Source organism: Vibrio phycocola, from assembly GCF_053850235.1.
Genome location: NZ_JBSQDJ010000004.1, coordinates 95,663 through 113,314, shown reverse-complemented (window position 1 = coordinate 113,314; position 17,652 = coordinate 95,663). Strand labels below are relative to the sequence as shown.

Annotated in this window: 14 protein-coding genes and 1 tRNA gene; 9 read left to right on the top strand and 6 right to left on the bottom strand. The window is 42.6% G+C overall.

Annotation, left to right across the window (positions count from 1 at the left end; genetic code table 11):
* Positions 1-116 precede the first annotated feature (116 nt).
* A tRNA-Met gene (locus tag ACWU4D_RS07530) sits at positions 117-193 on the top strand.
* Positions 194-465: 272 nt separating this feature from the next.
* Positions 466-1,266: an AraC family transcriptional regulator gene (locus ACWU4D_RS07525; RefSeq protein ID WP_456050790.1), complete on the top strand. Its 801-nt coding sequence runs from the start codon at positions 466-468 to the stop codon at positions 1,264-1,266.
* A gap of 62 nt (positions 1,267-1,328) precedes the next feature.
* On the opposite strand, the gene ACWU4D_RS07520 is transcribed toward ACWU4D_RS07525, so the two are convergent.
* Positions 1,329-2,018, bottom strand: coding sequence for a 1-pyrroline-5-carboxylate dehydrogenase (locus tag ACWU4D_RS07520; RefSeq protein WP_456050789.1), 690 nt, complete (start codon positions 2,016-2,018; stop codon positions 1,329-1,331).
* The gene (gene putA / locus ACWU4D_RS07515; protein WP_456050788.1) at positions 2,015-5,143 is read right to left on the bottom strand and encodes a bifunctional proline dehydrogenase/L-glutamate gamma-semialdehyde dehydrogenase PutA; all 3,129 of its coding nucleotides are present in this window, start codon (positions 5,141-5,143) and stop codon (positions 2,015-2,017) included. Before putA ends, ACWU4D_RS07520 begins: the two co-directional genes overlap by 4 nt.
* A gap of 599 nt (positions 5,144-5,742) precedes the next feature.
* On the opposite strand from putA, the gene ACWU4D_RS07510 reads away from it, so the two are divergent.
* The 6 genes from ACWU4D_RS07510 (at position 5,743) to ACWU4D_RS07485 (ending at position 11,264) form a co-directional block, all read left to right on the top strand.
* The gene (locus ACWU4D_RS07510; RefSeq protein ID WP_456050796.1) at positions 5,743-6,747 is read left to right on the top strand and encodes an ABC transporter substrate-binding protein; all 1,005 of its coding nucleotides are present in this window, start codon (positions 5,743-5,745) and stop codon (positions 6,745-6,747) included.
* 19 nt (positions 6,748-6,766) lie between these two features.
* Positions 6,767-7,603: an alkaline phosphatase family protein gene (locus ACWU4D_RS07505; RefSeq protein ID WP_456050787.1), complete on the top strand. Its 837-nt coding sequence runs from the start codon at positions 6,767-6,769 to the stop codon at positions 7,601-7,603.
* Positions 7,600-8,523: an ABC transporter permease gene (locus ACWU4D_RS07500; protein WP_456050786.1), complete on the top strand. Its 924-nt coding sequence runs from the start codon at positions 7,600-7,602 to the stop codon at positions 8,521-8,523. Before ACWU4D_RS07505 ends, ACWU4D_RS07500 begins: the two co-directional genes overlap by 4 nt.
* Positions 8,510-9,295 (top strand): ABC transporter permease, encoded by a 786-nt coding sequence (locus ACWU4D_RS07495; protein ID WP_456050785.1) that lies wholly within the window; start codon positions 8,510-8,512, stop codon positions 9,293-9,295. Before ACWU4D_RS07500 ends, ACWU4D_RS07495 begins: the two co-directional genes overlap by 14 nt.
* A 9-nt stretch (positions 9,296-9,304) precedes the next feature.
* Positions 9,305-10,321, top strand: coding sequence for an ABC transporter ATP-binding protein (locus tag ACWU4D_RS07490; protein WP_456050784.1), 1,017 nt, complete (start codon positions 9,305-9,307; stop codon positions 10,319-10,321).
* Positions 10,322-10,496: 175 nt separating this feature from the next.
* Positions 10,497-11,264, top strand: a complete 768-nt coding sequence (locus ACWU4D_RS07485) for a DeoR/GlpR family DNA-binding transcription regulator (protein WP_456050783.1) — start codon at positions 10,497-10,499, stop codon at positions 11,262-11,264.
* 54 nt (positions 11,265-11,318) lie between these two features.
* Here ACWU4D_RS07485 and ACWU4D_RS07480 read toward each other — a convergent pair whose 3' ends face one another.
* Positions 11,319-12,452: a flagellin gene (locus ACWU4D_RS07480; protein WP_456050782.1), complete on the bottom strand. Its 1,134-nt coding sequence runs from the start codon at positions 12,450-12,452 to the stop codon at positions 11,319-11,321.
* A gap of 397 nt (positions 12,453-12,849) precedes the next feature.
* Between ACWU4D_RS07480 and ACWU4D_RS07475 the strand changes: the two genes are divergently transcribed.
* Positions 12,850-13,599, top strand: a complete 750-nt coding sequence (locus tag ACWU4D_RS07475; protein ID WP_456050781.1) for an ion transporter — start codon at positions 12,850-12,852, stop codon at positions 13,597-13,599.
* A gap of 21 nt (positions 13,600-13,620) precedes the next feature.
* Here ACWU4D_RS07475 and ACWU4D_RS07470 read toward each other — a convergent pair whose 3' ends face one another.
* The 3 genes from ACWU4D_RS07470 to flgL form a co-directional block, all read right to left on the bottom strand.
* A complete protein-coding gene (locus ACWU4D_RS07470; RefSeq protein WP_456050780.1) occupies positions 13,621-14,544 on the bottom strand; it encodes an AEC family transporter in 924 nt (307 codons plus the stop codon).
* A gap of 370 nt (positions 14,545-14,914) precedes the next feature.
* Positions 14,915-16,054, bottom strand: a complete 1,140-nt coding sequence (locus ACWU4D_RS07465) for a flagellin (protein WP_456050779.1) — start codon at positions 16,052-16,054, stop codon at positions 14,915-14,917.
* A 399-nt stretch (positions 16,055-16,453) separates the two neighbouring features.
* On the bottom strand, positions 16,454-17,647 hold the full coding sequence (gene flgL / locus ACWU4D_RS07460) for a flagellar hook-associated protein FlgL (RefSeq protein WP_456050778.1): 1,194 nt from the start codon (positions 17,645-17,647) through the stop codon (positions 16,454-16,456).
* Positions 17,648-17,652 lie beyond the last annotated feature (5 nt).

The window sequence follows — 17,652 nt, the reverse complement described above, 5'->3', positions numbered from 1 at the left end:
GAAATTGGTAGACGCACCAGATTTAGGTTCTGGCGCCGCAAGGTGTGAGAGTTCAAGTCTCTCCTTCCGCACCATCTCTTTAACGAACTGCTGTTAGGTTCGTCGTGATTCAGAGTGGCTACGTAGCTCAGTTGGTTAGAGCACATCACTCATAATGATGGGGTCACAGGTTCGAATCCCGTCGTAGCCACCATTTCTTCCTAAATTGATCATTCATCTACGACAATCGCATTTCTAATTGATTTTAACTGTAATTGTCGCGTCTCTTATTGCTATTGTCTCCAACGACTCACCAAGTTTTAATTCCTGTTTCTTTTCTCATCCAGCAAAGCTATCCTAGGCTAAAGAATATTGTTCTTTTACCAACAATATATTTCTTTTACCAACAAAGAGTATAATTGGCATTCACTTGGAAGCCTAAAATAACAAGCTCGCGTGCCATTATGAATCAAAGGAGGGATATATATGTCATATAATCAATATTCAAAGCCATTGCTTTATCCAGCTCCCTCTCCAATTGAGAATATTACGCTCTCAACAGAAACTTCTGGGCACGCTCATGACTATTTACAAGTTGTTATTGGCCTTCAAGGAAAAGCAGATTTCGATATTAGCGGTAGTGGGAATAAAATCATACCGGGCCAAGGCTGCATTATAACGCCCGACTCAAGACACGCTTTTAGTAGTATTGATGAGCCTTCTGAAATTTTAGTTCTCAACCTAGCTTCTAATCTTGAAGGTAATGAATCTGCAATGAGTCAAATGCAAGAACTTGCTATCTCTGATTGTTACTTCGGGTTAAGTGCGACGACAACGCAGTTAATTCGAATGTTAGCGACTGAGGTCAGGTCCTGTCCAGATGATGCTTCCCTATGTCAAGCTTGCAATTACACTGTGGTAGCGCTGTTAAAAAAACATGCTCGTGCATTTCATACCCATAGTCAGCGACTCAATATGGATATCATCGATTGCTTTATTCATAGCAACATCCAAAATAAAATTTCTGTGAGCCAGATGGCTGGGAGTGTCTTTTTAAGTGAGAGTCAATTCCACAATTTATTTAAAAAACAAACTGGCGTTACCCCGCATCAATACGTTTTAACCAAACGAGTTGAGTACGCTAAGCAGTTGATTGAAAATAAAAATGTAAAACTAAGTCAGATATCTGATATGGCTGGTTTTTCAGGTCAGAGTGCTTTCACTCATGCCTTTTCTAAATATGAAGGTATTTCACCTTCGCATTATAAGACTCACTATTGGTCATAAAAGGACGCTATTCATTGTAACAAACGAATAGCCGCCCATTTGTACATCATGCCAAAGAGCAATCAGTGCTCGTCACTCCCTAGTTCTAATAGCATCGCGTTGCCCCCAATCGCAGTGATATTGGTTGTCCGAACTCTTTCCGTCACAAATTGAAGTGCTAGCATAGGATCTTTAGCGACCGGTAACGCCACCAAATCTGTTTCAGCAACTAACGCGGTAATTGCACTTGGCCTTAAGGAAAGCGCTTTGTTTAACGAAGGTACGACCATAGAGTCGCCTATATAAACAAAATTGCGAATGTCATAATTCATAAGCTCGGAATATTCTGCTCGACTAGAAGCGGCAATAATACCTACTGGCAGGTGATTGGTCTGAACCAAGCGAGTTATGGCTCCCGTTAAGTCGGTATTATCAGTGCAAATAATTAGGCTGTTTCCCGCTATCACGATTGCAGCCAGCATCGCAAATACCGATTGAAGCGATTCTCCCTCATCGATATCAACCAACATCACAGCAACGCCTCGCCCCTGAGTATAGAGTTCATTAGACTCCCCAGTTGGGCTGACAAGATACTCATTTTTATCAACAATGACTTTTGCATAATCATATTGATACTCAAATGCCGATAAATAAGCAGAAGGGATCGCTGGTTTACATACCGAAAGAGCTACAAGTCTGTCTTTAGGAGAAATTAAAGACCAAGAATCAAACGCGCTTAAAGCCGTATTAAAGAGAGCTAAATTCTGGCTCATTGTGCCACCTCCATGTGGTTAACTTGAGTAAATCGATATAGGTAGTTTGGTCCGCCTGCTTTTGGTCCTGTGCCCGATAGTCCTTGACCACCAAATGGCTGAACGCCGACAACGGCACCAACTTGATCTCGGTTGATATAACTGTTCCCCACTTTGGCGTGTTTCTCTATCCAACGGTAAGTGGTCTCATTGCGACTATGAATACCGAGGGTTAACCCATATCCGGTATTATTAATTTTTTCGACAAGTTCAACGAGCTCGGTACTCTTGTAGCGAATAACATGCAGTACTGGCCCAAACGATTCCTCTTTAAGACAGGAAATATCAGGAATTTCAAATACACAAGGAGCAATAAAATCGCCATTCTCGCACTCAGCGCTCAGTGGCATTTGTTTGATCAATGTGTGCTTTGATGTCATTTCATCAATATGAGCCTGCAATTTTTGTTTCGCTGCTTTATCAATAATCGGCCCTACATCGGTTTTATGAAGGTAAGGTAAACCGATGGTAAGTTGATCCATCGCACCTGAAATTGCCTCAGTAATTTGGTCTGCAATATCCTCTTGCACACATAACACTCGTAACGCCGAACATCGTTGTCCCGCTGACGCAAAAGCGGAACGTAACGCATCACGAACCACTTGTTCTGGTAATGAAGTACTGTCGACAACCATCGCATTTAACCCACCGGTTTCGGCAATCAATGGCGCTGGTTGACACGTTCGTGAAGAAAGAGATTGATTGATCTTTTGAGCAGTTTGAGTCGACCCCGTAAAAGCAACGCCCGCAACACAAGGGTGAGAGGTTAATGCATTACCCAACTCAGCTCCGGTGCCCGGTAACAAGTGGAATACTCCTGATGGGAAACCAGCTTCATGAATAAGCTCCGCCGCCTTAACCGCAATCAAACTCGTCTGCTCTGCCGGTTTAGCAATCACAGTATTCCCCGAGACTAATGCGGCCGCAATGGGACCTAAGAAAATAGCCAAAGGGAAATTCCACGGACTGATACAGACAAAGACTCCGCGCCCTTGGCGTGACGTCGTAATCGACTCTCCGTTAAAGCCTTTTGACACTACGGCTTCAAAAATCTTTTCTTGTTGAGCGTAATAACGGCAGAAATCAACGGCCTCGCGAACTTCATCGATCGAATCATGAATGGTTTTACCCGCTTCTTGGTGACAAAGTGCTACAAACTCCGCTAGATTCTCTTCTAACAAATCGGCCAGTTTATCTAAACATGATGCTCTTTCTTCATAACTTCGCTGCTGCCAGTCACCAAACGCAGCTTGTGCGGATTCAAACGCAAGCTCGACGTGCTCTTCTTGCGCATATATCGCTGAACCCACGACCACCTTACGATCATATGGCGCTGTGACTGAAACAGCTTCTGCTCCTTTATTAATCAAATCGACATACAGAGATCTACCATTGATAACAGGGGCAGCCGTCCACGACGTGTTCATAAAGGCGTGTACATCCTCTTCAAACGACCCTCGTTCATTATCAATATCGATATTGATACCACGGGAATTCTTCCGTTCAGGGAAGATAAAAGGAGGAAGAGGAATCGCTTTATTATCAAACGAGGGTTGACTTAACAACTGTTCAACTGGGTGTTGAATTAAGAGTTCAACAGGACATCTTGCATCAACCAGACGGTGTACAAAAGAACTGTTCGCGCCATTTTCCAGTAATCGACGCACTAAATAAGGCAACAGATCTTTATGGCTCCCCACTGGCGCATAAATACGAACATTGGCGCCATATCTCGCCATCACTTGGTTATACAGCGCTTCCCCCATTCCATGCAGACGCTGAAATTCATATTCACTTTCCTTACCCATTACGGCAATTGACGTCACTGTTTGTGCGTTGTGACTAGCAAACTGAGGATATAAGTTCCGATTTACCTCTTTTTGAAGAACAAAACGCGCACAAGCAAGATAAGACACATCGGTCCCTTCCTTGCGAGTGAAAACGGGATAGTTATCATAACCAGCCTGCTGAGACCACTTGATCTCACTGTCCCAGTACGCACCTTTAACTAAGCGCACGGGTATCAAGTCTCCTTGATCATCCGCTAACCGATTTAGCCAAGCAAAAACCGGGAGTGCTCTTTTCCCATATGTTTGAACGACCAGACCAAATTGCCCCCAACCTTTAATGACCGGATGTTGGTAAAGCTTCTTAAACAGTCTTAGAGAAAGCTCGAGCCGATCCATCTCTTCTGCGTCAATCGTTAATGGTACGTTTAACTCTCTTGCACGCTTAGCTAAGATAAGCAGTGCCTCAAACAACTCATCCATCACTCTCGCTTCGTTTACAACATCATAGCGAGGATGAAGTGCCGATAACTTCATTGAAATAGACGGTGTCGAATCATGACTGCTTGCCGCCGTTTTGCCGACAGTTTCGATGGCCGACATATAGTCATCGAAATATTTTTTGGCATCAGCCGCGGTCAGTGCCGCTTCTCCCAACATATCAAAGGAGTGATCAAAGCCCGCTTTTCGTTTGGCTGCTCCGTTTTTATTCGCCTCTTCTATCGTCCTTCCGAGAACAAATTGCTTACCTAAAATAGCCATCGCTTGGTTCATTGCTTGACGAATTACTGGCTCAGATAACTTATTTACCAATCCACTAATAGCGCTCACTGGAGAAGGTGTAGAATTACCAACTAGGCCACATACTTTACCCGTTAACATTAACCCCCAGGTCGAGGCATTAACAAACGCAGAATTCTCGCCTTTTAAGTGAGACTTCCAATCTGCCACTGTCAATTTATCACGAATGAGTGCATCGGCCGTCTCTGCATCAGGTATACGCATCAAGGCTTCCGCAAGACACATTAGAAGTATTCCTTCCTGCGTATCAAGACTGTACTCAAGCAGCAATGCATCGATCATCTGTACCGCTTTTTTATCGGCACGAATATCGTTGATTAACGCGATAGCTTCCTTTTCAATGTCAGTTTTCTCATCATCTGAAGGCGTGGCAAGCGGCAGTAGGCTGTTTAACAAACTCACTTCGTCGGTCATATAGTTCGACGATATCATGGACCACAAATCACTCTCAGACTGACTCGCTAAATCCATACTTATTTCACTATTTATATCAATCATCCTTGTATTCCTTCTGATTTTAATCAGTGAAGTTCACTCATCAAGTAACACGTTAAATTCTCGTTACCCAGCAGTGTATTTAGGATATTGGTTTTGTCGTTGCGAAAAACTCTTAAAATTTTGTCAAAAACTATTATCTGTTGCTCTACTTTTGAACTTTAGTACCACTCCAAGCATCGAGATATTCCGCGCCAACACAATAAGACATCAAAATAAAATTAAGACTGCATATTAACCTTATACCATCGTGGATATGTCTGCTTATTCATATCTTTCAATTTAAAACACACTTTTACACAAATACTTTTCAATGCATAAAAACAAACAAATAAGCACCAACATTGATCATAGATTTCTGGGGTTGGTTTTATCAACAAGTCAGATTATTACACACAGTAACCTACATATAATTGATAAATAAGAAGTTATTCATACAGAAATGAAAATAAATAACTCATGGCACCTTTTTTGCTTTTCAGAACCAAATACACAAAAAAACACAACCTCAGATGGTTACTGGCTAATTAAATGACAATTCAAGGAATGAAACGATGAAGAAATTAGTGATGGGACTTTCATTATCTGCACTCGCTGCAACGATGAACCTTCAAGCAAATACTGACCTCGATACCTTAGTCCAAGCCGCTCAAAAAGAAGGTCAAGTTTACAGTATCGGAATGCCCGATGGGTGGGCCAACTGGAAACAGACTTGGGAAGATATGAGCTCGGTGTATAACTTAAAACATCAAGATACCGATATGAGCTCTGCTCAAGAGATTGCCAAGTTCGAAGCTGAGAAAAAAAATGCAACCGCAGATATTGGTGATGTTGGTTTTGCCTTTGGCCGAGTAGCAGTTAAAAAAGGGGTAACTCAACCTTACAAACCAAGTACGTGGAGCGACATTCCAGATTGGGCAAAAGATGAAGATGGTCATTGGATGCTTGCTTACACTGGGACTATCGCGTTTATCGTGAATAATAATCTTGTGAAGGAAGCACCAACAAGCTGGGCTGATCTTCTGACCGGTGATTATCGCGTAACTGTTGGCGATGTCGGCGTTGCTTCACAAGCTAACAACGCAGTGTTGGCGGCGGCTATTGCCCGAGGCGGTAATGAAAAAGACATTGAACCGGCTCTAACGTTGTTTGGTGAGTTAGCAAAACAAGGTCGCTTGTCTCTAAACGATCCATCAATTGCAAACCTTGAAAAAGGCGAGATCGAAGTCGGTATTCTATGGGACTTCAATGCGCTTAACTATCGAGATCAAATCAATCGTGATCGCTTTACTGTGCTTATTCCTTCTGATGGTTCTGTCATTTCTGGTTACACCACAATCATCAACAAATACGCTAAAAACCCAAATGCTGCAAAGTTGACTCGAGAATATATTCTTAGTGATGCCGGACAGCTAAACCTTGCTCGTGGCTATGCTCGCCCAATTCGTAGCGATAAACTAGAGATGCCTGCCGATGTAACTGAAAAACTACTGCCTAACGAGCAGTATGTTAATGCAAAACCTGTTGGTGACTTTACTAGCTGGGAAAAAACAGCTCGCAAACTGCCACGTAAATGGCAAGAAAGCGTCGTTATTCATATCCAATAAGGACGATAAGGTTATTAACATGAGTAATAAAGTCATATTTATTGTGCTCGATGGCCTAAGTAAGCAGGTAGCCCAAGAGTGTATGGGCTACCTCAACGCACTCGTCGAGTCAAACAGAGCAAGCTTCTATGGAATCACGTCTGAACTTCCTTCGCTCTCTCGCCCTCTTTACGAGTGCTTATTAACTGGTGTTCGCCCAATTGATAGTGGCATTGTAAGCAACCAGATTTGTCGGCTCTCTAAGCATCAAAGTATCTTTAGCCTTGCCCGAGATTCTGGATTAACAACCTCTGCCGCCGCATACCACTGGGTCAGTGAGCTTTATAATCAGTCTCCTTACCAGCCGATACGCGACCGAATCACCAACAACAAGTCTCTCTCAATTCAACATGGGATGTTCTACCACGCCGATCACTACCCCGATGATCACCTGTTCCTTGATGCTGAAGCGCTACGTCTTAACTATGACCCTGATTTTTTATTGGTTCATCCAATGAATATTGACGATGCTGGGCACAAGTTTGGGCTCGATTCGGCGGAATACCGGAATTCAGCTCGCCAAGCAGATGTGATTCTTTCTCACTTTGTCCCGGAGTGGATAGAGGAAGGATACCAACTGGTTATAACTAGCGATCACGGTATGAATAATGACAAAACTCACGGTGGAACTCTTGCAGAAGAGCGTCAAGTTCCACTTTATCTAATAGGTTCCGCAATGTCTCATCAAGCTGAATCGGATCTCACCGCTACGGTATTACAAACACAGTTATGTGGTTTGATTTGTGAACTGCTCGGCCTTGCGAATCACGACAAGCCTTATCCCCCAGAACTTCTACAAAGAGGTCATATACAATGAAAAATGCTGCAGAGATTCAGGAAAGCAAAACTATTGCACCACTGAAAAAGCAGCCGATCACGAGTTGGCTTCACTTAACACGACGTTTAAAAATAGAGCATGGACGAGCCGCACTATTACTCATTCCCTTCGCCGTATTCTTTGTGTTATTTCAAATCGCTCCGATGATTTGGGTATTTATAAATAGTTTCTTAGTCGAAGAAGAGTGGTCACTAGAACACTATGAAGAGATATTCAGTTCTGCCTTTTTTCTTCAGTCGTTTAGCAACAGTTTATCTATTTCACTGTATGCAAGTGTCACTGCATTAGTGATTGCAACCATCGCAGCAGCTTCACTGCATAGGGTTGATTGCCGCTTGCGAGAGTGGATGATTGCATTTACTAACATGACCAGTAATTTCAGTGGTGTACCACTGGCTTTCGCATTTATTATTATTTTAGGGTTCAACGGAGCCATCACGTTGATCTTGCGTCAATGGGGTCTTATCGACGAGTTCAATCTCTATTCGCACACAGGTTTAATCTTTATCTACACCTACTTTCAGATACCACTCGCTATCTTACTTCTTTACCCCGCATTTGATGCCATCGACGATGATTGGCAAGACGCGGCCGCGCTTCTGGGAGCCAATATTTTTGACTACTGGCGTTTGGTTGTGCTGCCTGTACTATCGCCAGCCATTTTAGGGACATTCATTATTCTCGTTGCAAATGCGGTTGGTGCCTACGCCAGCGCTTACGCCTTAACGACCGGTAATTACAATCTAGTGACCATTCGCATTGCCAGCCTAGTTTCTGGAGACCTCTATTTGGAGCCGAACCTTGCAGCTGCGCTGTCTGTTTTACTTATCGGACTTATGGCTCTGATAACGGCAGTAAATCAATGGCTACTGAAACGGAGTTATCATGCCAAATCATAATCAAACGTCCAGTTTATACCATCGTACCGTTGTGTTGACGCTCGTCGGTATATTGTTGATTCCACTTATTGCAACGTTAGCGTATTCACTCTCTGAGCATTGGGGAGCAACTATTTTTCCACAAGGATTCACTTTCGATTGGTATCTAAAGTTGTGGCAAGATCCACGTTTTTTGGCTGCTTTTGGCCGCTCGCTGTTGATCTGCCTTAGCGCTCTAGCCCTGAGTACAGTGTTGATTGTACCAATGGTTTTTGTTGTATTTTACTATTTCCCGAAATTGGATGGGTGGATGAATTTGCTACTTCTTTTGCCCTTTGCCGTACCACCAGTCGTCTCTTCTGTTGGTCTACTTCAGTTGTATGCAGATGGGCCAATTACCCTAATTGGAACCCCTTGGATTTTAATCGGCACCTATTTCACTATCGCCTTCCCATTTATGTATCGATCACTCGCCAATAGCTTTGCTGCGATTAATCTGCGCGACCTTATGGATGCTGCTCACCTTCTTGGAGCAAGTACCACCACCGCTTTCATTGCGATAGTGCTACCGAACCTGAAAAAAGGTCTTATGGCATCGCTCTTTCTATCTTTCTCGTTTTTATTCGGAGAGTTTGTTTTTGCCAATATATTAGTTGGTACTCGTGTCGAAACGTTGCAGGTTTACCTCTACAACATGCGACAAACCAGCGGCCACTTCACGTCGGCGCTTGTTATCTCTTATTTCCTATTTACTTTGATCCTAACTTGGATCGCAACACGCTTAAGCCGCTAGGAGCTCGCTATGAACTATGTTGAAATCATCGCCTTAGAAAAAGCTTATGGTGACACCCCAATTTTTCAAGACATCAATTTCACGATTAATCAAGGTGAGTTCATCACGCTATTAGGGCCAAGTGGTTGTGGAAAATCAACGTTACTACGCTGCCTTGCTGGCCTCACTCCCGTCAATAGCGGGGAAATTTACATTAATGGCAATGCCATCACCCATGCAAAACCACAACAGCGTGATATTGGGATGGTATTCCAAAGCTACGCTCTATTCCCAAATATGACCACTTGGGACAACATCGCCTTCGGCCTAAAAATGCATAAAGTCGACAGTAGCGACATTGAGCGACGAGTCCGCCGAGTGGTAGAACTCGTTGAACTTGGTGGTAGAGAGCAGCACTACCCTCACCAACTTTCTGGAGGGCAAAAACAGCGAGTAGCACTTGCGAGAGCTTTAGTCGTACAGCCCAAAATTCTACTGCTTGACGAGCCACTATCGGCACTTGATGCTCGGATTCGACGCAGCTTACGTGAGCAGATTCGAGAAATTCAAAAGGAGATGGGACTTACCACTATCTTCGTTACCCATGACCAAGAAGAAGCTCTGACATTATCTGACCGAATCTTTCTGATGGATAAAGGGAATATTGTTCAAAGTGGCAGTGCTGAAAGTATCTACACTAAGCCCGCCAACTCTTTTGTTGCAGGGTTTATGGGAAGCTATAACCTCCTGAATGCGCAACAAGTTCACACCCTATTTGGCCAATCGATTACCGGACAACTCGCAATTCGACCAGAATCCATTTATATCAAAGAGCCAGGAGCACAATACGCGAAACATATTTCAAAACCTGTTTCGGCTAAAGTCGTCAATCACCAACTACTTGGCAATGTCATCCGTTATCGCGTTCAAACTGAAGCGGGTGAGCTCACCATCGACACACTTAATCGCAGTCCAGAGAGTCTAATCTCATCTGGTAGTACTCTGGATCTTCTCTTTAATGAACAGGAAATGCAGCTCGTCGCCTAACTCGATTACATCTCACATTACGTTCTCTTAAGCATCACAGCCTTCACCGATGAAATGGTGGAGGCTATGGTTTTGCAAACGTGATATACGTGATGACGATGGCAGAGTGCATACTGAATTTCTAAGTGAGAAATAGAACTGACTCACTTGATAAGTAAAAGGTTAAACGACAATCATGCTAGAAGAAACTCGTCTTCATCGCATTACAGCGCTGTTATCAACACTCAATCAAGTCAGTACTGAAGTCATTATTCAACATCTCGGAGTATCTCGTGAAACGGTACGCCGAGACGTTCTGAAATTGGAAGACCAAGGTAAGCTTAGGCGTGTCCATGGTGGAGTCATCTCATGCCAACCCGAAGCGGAAAAGCCTCTTGAGATACGTAGTCTAATTAAAAAAAGCGAAAAGAAGTCGATCGCTCGAGAGACGGTGAAACAACTAAAGGCAGGACAAACTATTTTCATCGATGCAGGAAGTACGACTTCTTATCTAGCTGAAGAGCTGTTATCGATGTCTGGACTAACCGTTGTTACCAACAGCTTAGAAATAGCAAATTGCCTTTCTTCAGTACCAGAGCAACATGAAGTCATCTTATTAGGTGGACACATGGGGAAAACCACTCAAGCGACCAGCGGCGAAATCACCCTAAATGAGCTGAATAGATATCGAGCTGATATAGCAATACTCTCCCCTGTTGGCTTATCACACGAAGCTGGAGCCAGCAGTTTCTACCACCACGAAGCCGCGATTGCCAGTTCGATGGTCAAGCAAGCGAAGTCAACCATCATCTTAGCTGACAGCGATAAAATCGGTGTTACCAGCCGTACTGTATACGCAACACCATTTGAGATAAATATGCTTATCACCGACTCAAAGTCTGCTGGTCATCCCGAGATATCAAAACTAAATAGCTCGATTGCTAAGATTATATTTAGTAAATAACAAACATAAAAAAATCCAGCCTGAGCTGGATTTTTTTGCGCTTGAGTTGGCTAATTAGCCTAGTAGACCCAAAGCAGCATTTGGTGCTTGCTTGGCTTGAGCAAGAATAGAGCTTGAAGCCTGAGAAAGAATTTGAGACTTGGTAAGATTCGTCGTTTCTTTCGCAAAATCGGTATCTTTGATTCGGCTCTTAGACGCGTTAACATTTTCATTAATGTTGTCTAAGTTGTTAATTGCATGGTCGAATCGGTTCTGGAATGCACCCAGTTCTGCACGATGACTATCAACATATTTTAGTGCCGCATCGACAACCGCAACCGCCTCTTGTGAACCACCAACAGTCGTCACATCGATATTATTAACGGTTTTATCTGTTGCAGCTTGAATCCCCAATTCACTTGCCAAGCTACCGCCAAAGGTTGCTTCACCTTCCACAGTATTACTATCAGTAAACAGCTGAAGTTTGCCATCGTCATCTACAGATGCCGTAATCGCGTCGGTTTGACCGTTAATATAAGTCGCTACTTCTTCAATATCATCGCCCACTTTCGCGCTAATATTAATCGTTTTTTCACCGTCTACTTTATCTGTTAGCGTGATTGATAAGTCATTGGCACCCGCTTGTACACCCCAGTCTTTGTCTTTTCCGTTAGCAGAAGCATAGCTTTTTCCACCCATGTGCTCATTATCACTACGCATGTCTTTAACACTGAGCATTACCGCTTCACCGTTATCTGCACCGATCTGGAACGATTTAGTTTGGAACGTGCCGTTAAGCAGCTTATTACCACCAAATGATGTTGTTTCTGCAATTCGGTTTAATTCGTCATTTAGTGCACCGATTTCTTCTTGAATCGCTGAACGGTCATCTTTAGTGTTAGAACCGTTTGATGATTGAAGTGCAAGGTCACGAACACGTTGTAGGATGCTTGTGGTTTCGTTCATTGCACCTTCAGCGGTTTGAGCCATTGAAATACCATCGTTCGCATTTCGCACGGCTACGTCTAGACCGCGGCTCTGAACATTTAATCGGTTCGAAATTTGAAGACCAGCCGCATCATCTTTTGCACTGTTGATCTTGTTACCTGAAGACAAACGTTCCATTGATGTATTCATCGATGTGTTTGCGCCATTTAAATAACGTTGTGCGGTCATTGCCGATACGTTTGTGTTTACATTAACTGCCATAGTGAATTCTCCTAATGATTTTCCGATACTATGGAACTTCCGAATCGCTTTCCGACGTATCGGAAAACCAGTAGTAGTTCTCTCAAAGTTCTTACTTTTAACGACACGCTAGGGAATTACTTTAGATAAATAACGAAAATTATGAGAATTGTTTATCAAACTAAAATTAAATATTTAAATATCAATAGGTTAGATATTAATAAATTACATCTAATTTTCTAATATCAATAGAAAAAATGACAAACTCTATGCTCAAACTTCGACCAGAATAGAAAACCATCCAATTTTTTGAATCTAACCAAACCTAAGAGAAGTGATTTTTGGGCATTAACCCCGATGATGCTATGATTTTTTATATTCACGCCAGACTAATAGTTCATAAAAGAGACGAATCAATATGAACCAATTGAGTAATGATGAATTTGGTCCATTCCAATTTCTTATCCTTATGCTTTCAATTTATGTGTTGATATCACTATCAATACAAGCAATCTATGTGCTTCCAACGGATATAGAGCAAATTCTAAGAACAGGTGACAACTTTATCTGTGCTTTCTTTTTTGCCGATTTTCTTATTCGATTTTATAAAGCCGAAAATAAAATCGCCTATATGAAATGGGGGTGGATCGACCTGCTTTCGAGCATTCCGATTGTCGATGCGTTTCAATATGGACGGCTGGTCAGTGTCATTAGAATCCTGAAAATACTACGGGCTGTTCGGTCTGCCAAAGTCATTCTTTCATTCTTGTTTAGAAAAAAGGTGAGAGGAGCGACAGCTGTTGTGACATTCCTATCCATTGTCCTTGCGATATTCTGTTCCATCGCAATTCTCCAGGTTGAAAAAGGAGCTGAAGGGGCGAACATTCAAAACGCTAGCAATGCCATATGGTGGGTTTTCGTCACCATTACAACCGTGGGTTATGGCGATTTCTTCCCAGTTACGTTAGAAGGTCGAATATTAGCCGCTCTTCTAATGACCTGTGGTGTTGGTCTATTTGGCACTTTTACTGGATTTATCGCAATGTGGTTCTTTGAAGAAGAATCAGAAGATCCCACAAACGAAACAATGACTGCGCTAGAAACAGAAGTTCACGATCTCAAAAACGAAATCATCGAGCTCAAAGCCTTAATTAAGCAGTCGAAGTGAATAGACAGCCTATTTTAAACGTTACTTCACCATCAAAAGAATCATCATTAAAGGAATACTAACTAAAGAAAGGGCATGGCTGATCACGGCACATTTAGAGCCTAACGCAACATCACCATTAAATTTGGCTGGAAGAACTGCGACAGTCACGGCAACCGGAAGAGCTTGCACAGCCACACAGATATTAATAATCATTGGGTCGAGGTTAAATAGATTCAGTATCAACCAGCTAATTATTGGTGCAGCGATCAAACGAACCGCACTGCCATAATAAACATTTTTATCATTCATCACTGATTTGATCTGTGATTGTGCTATTCGGTCACCAATCAGCATCATTGCCAAGGGTGCGGTTATCGCGCCAAGAGTGCTGAAAGTTTTGCTTAATACTTCAGGGACCGGAATTTGAGAGACAAAAAGAAACAAGCCGATTAACACAGCCAATAAAATTGGATTGAGTAAAATTGCCTTAGCTGATGAACGGTAATCAGTCACCTTCATGAACATGGCAAGCCCATAGGTCCACATTAAAATATGGTAAGGAACGATAAAAATAGCCGCATAAAAAACCCCTACTTGCCCATAAATCGCATAGATAAACGGCAGCCCCATAAACCCTGCGTTAGGAAATAACCCCATATAGGTCAATACATTTCGTTGATCGACCTCGTAGCGGTTAAACGCAATTTTAGCTACAACAAACAAGGCAATATGGATAGCTATCGAGACCACGATAACTAGACCGGCATTTTTTAGCATTGAGTGGTCATATTCAAGCAAGAACGAATTCAATAACAACGCTGGAAGACCAATATTCAGTATGATATCCGTCACCCCTTTATTGACATTATCATCCATAAAGCCTCGTCGTCTGGCATAAAAACCAGCCGCAATAAGCAGAAAAAGGATAATAACCTGAGTGATAATCGTACCGTATGAGATCAAGGTTGTTTCTCGCTAAATGCAGAGTAAGACGAGCCCCGATTGTATGGCTTTTAACCAGACACCTCTATAGCACCTATGCATAAGCCATTCTCAAAATTAACGTGTAAGTACCGATTGAAGTGGGTGTTTTTTAGAAGAGAAAAGAAAAAGCCCCTTTTCCTTTGAGAGAACCGGGGCTGTTTGGTTAGCCGTAGCCAATGTAGAGATCGAGAGAAATGATGTCACATTGTAGCTACCCAAAAGCGCATGATTGTCGAAAAGTGATTAAGCAAATGTGAGAGAAGCTTAAAGTTCATTCAATAATCATACTTTGCCAAAGGCGCTTCGTTACATACCTACGTCTAAGCTTAAGTAACGAAGTTCCAATGTATTACTGCAATAATGAAATAGCAGAATTTGGCAACTGTTTAGCTTGGGCAAGTATCGACGTACCTGCTTGCTGTAATATTTGTGCTTTCGTCATTTGCGTCGTTTCCTTCGCAAAATCGGTATCTTTAATACGACTTTTCGACGATTCAACATTCTCTTGAATATTCGATAAGTTATTGATGCTATGGCTGAGTCGGTTCTGTTTCGCACCAAGATCCGATCGCTGTGAATCAACATACTGTAGTGCTGAGTCAAGTGCCGCTACCGCATTTTGAGAGCCACCAACTGTGGTCACATCAATGTCCTGTACCGTCATATTCATGCCAGGTCCACCCGTTAGACCAAGCTCACTTGCAAGACCACCACTGATTGCTAATTCGCCATCCTTAACTGGATGAGCCATAAACAACTGTAATTTACCCTCTTCATCAACAGAAGCGGTCACAGCCTCATTTTGACCATTGATGTAGGTTGCCAATTCTTCAATATCGTCGCCCGCTTTCGCCATAATATCGACAGTAACTTCTTCACCATCGCTATTGGTATATGACAATTTTAAATCGCTGGCTTCAGGTGGAACTCCCCAAGTATGATCCTTCGCTTGCTCCGCGGTAAAGGTTTGTCCCCCCATGCGAAAATCATCAGCTCGGATACTTGTAAGCCCCATGATTATTGCTTCACCAGAGCTTGCACCGATCTGGAATGATGCTTCGCCAAAGGTGCCATTCAAGAGTTTGCGTCCACCAAATGATGTTGTTTCCGCAATTCGGTTCAACTCATCTTGCAACGCGGAAACTTCTTCGTTTATCGCGGTGCGTTCTGCGATTGAGTTGGTTCCGTTTGCCGATTGAAGTGCTAGGTCACGCATACGTTGTAGTACACTTGTTGACTCATTCATTGCGCCTTCTGCGGTTTGAGCAACTGAAATACCATCGTTAGCATTACGCATTGCCACATCTAAACCACGCGATTGAGAAATCAATCGGTTTGAAATTTGTAGGCCAGCAGCGTCATCTTTAGCACTGTTAATTCGATTGCCTGATGACAAGCGCTCCATTGACGTATTTAGTTCGTTGGAACTTTTGGTTAGATAGCGCTGTGCTGTCATGGCCGAAACATTGGTATTAACATTAATAGTCATGGTTTGCTCTCCTATTGAGCCTGCTTACTTGAACGCAGTGGTCAGCTTTACTTTTATTTGAATCACTGACAGCTTTACTGCGTTTACTTGCAATTTGCCTGTCTAAGAAATAATTCTTTAATCTACTCTAATTACTATTCAATTACTGTGCCAACTATAGAAAATAATTTTAAACATTTATTTATCAGAACGTTATGAATAGCATTTAATAAATAATGTTGTGACCGGTAATTAAGGTTCGATTGTTAAGGTAAATGTTGCCGCGTCATTGCCGCTCTATTTCCTTTGTTGTGTCTTCTCTCTAACTGTTGCAGTAACTGGGCCACTTTTTGGTAAACCCGCTACTTTATACGTTTGATTACTTTCGCACTTAAGGCTTGGCACTTAAGGCATTAAAAGTTACATATAATTGAACAGTGTTAAGTCTTTTGTTTTACCAAATGCCTGCTGAGATGCCTGTAGCGCTCGAGAGTTCTCGCTAAATTCAATGACGGCATCAGCATAGTCCAAATCTTCAAATGTACTTTTGGATTTGGCTAAACTAATTTCGAAATCTTGATGCTGATCTTGCTGCAGGTCCAATGTTTCCATACGAGCCCCCAAGTCCGTTCGTACTTTATTCAGTTGAATAAATGCAGCGTGGAACTCTTCAGTAAGCTGATGCAATTTGGCCGTTGCCGACGCGTCTGAAACAGACTCTGACGCATATTCCAACGAATCTTGAAATGTTTCAAAAATGGAGAACGTCGATCGTGGCGTTAGCTCGATAACATCCCCTGCAGTAAGTTGCCCCTTGGGATAGATCGATAACCCTTCATAGCGAATGCCATCTTTCGGATTAAACTCGCCGCTTTGAATCGGGCTACCATCTTTTTCTAACTGATAATTGAACTGCCCTGTACCAGAATCAACAAAGGTAACTCGGTAGTTGGAGTTATCGTCTTTATTGGTATTAGTTGCACGTTCAAGTAATAACTCGGACCCTTCTTGCAGATCATAATCTGGTTCATAACTGCCAAATGGATTATCAATTTCCATGAACACCTTGCTGCCTGGGTCGTTAAAAGGCATCTCCATGCTATTGGAAATTTTCATTTTTCTTTGGTAGTCATCACCTGAGTAACTGACGTTGCCTTCATTATCACGGAAGAAAGGTTGGTTTTTAGGTTTAGTACCGGCAAAAATATAGTTGCCGGTTTCATCTTGGTTGTTCACCAAACTGAGGAAATTATTTGCCAGTTCCTCTAGCTCGCGACGTTTAGCGAGACGATCTTCTGGAGAAAAAGCACCGTTGATCATTTCCATCACGGTACGTTTTGCTTCATCAGTAAATTCTTCACCGTTTGCAATAATAACTTCTTGATGCTCTAAACGAGTACGAACCAGAGAGATGGCATCTGAGTATTGGCGAAGTTGTTCTTCTTGCTGAGACACATTCTGAATGTAGTGTGTCGCCAGTGGATTATCTCCGGCAGAGAGCAGCTTTTTCCCGGATGCCAATTGCTCTTGGTTATGATGAACTTTCGTCTCCTGACGACGAAGGTCATTTTGCACCGATTGATAATTGTGGAAGCTAGAAATTCGACCTAACATTTATC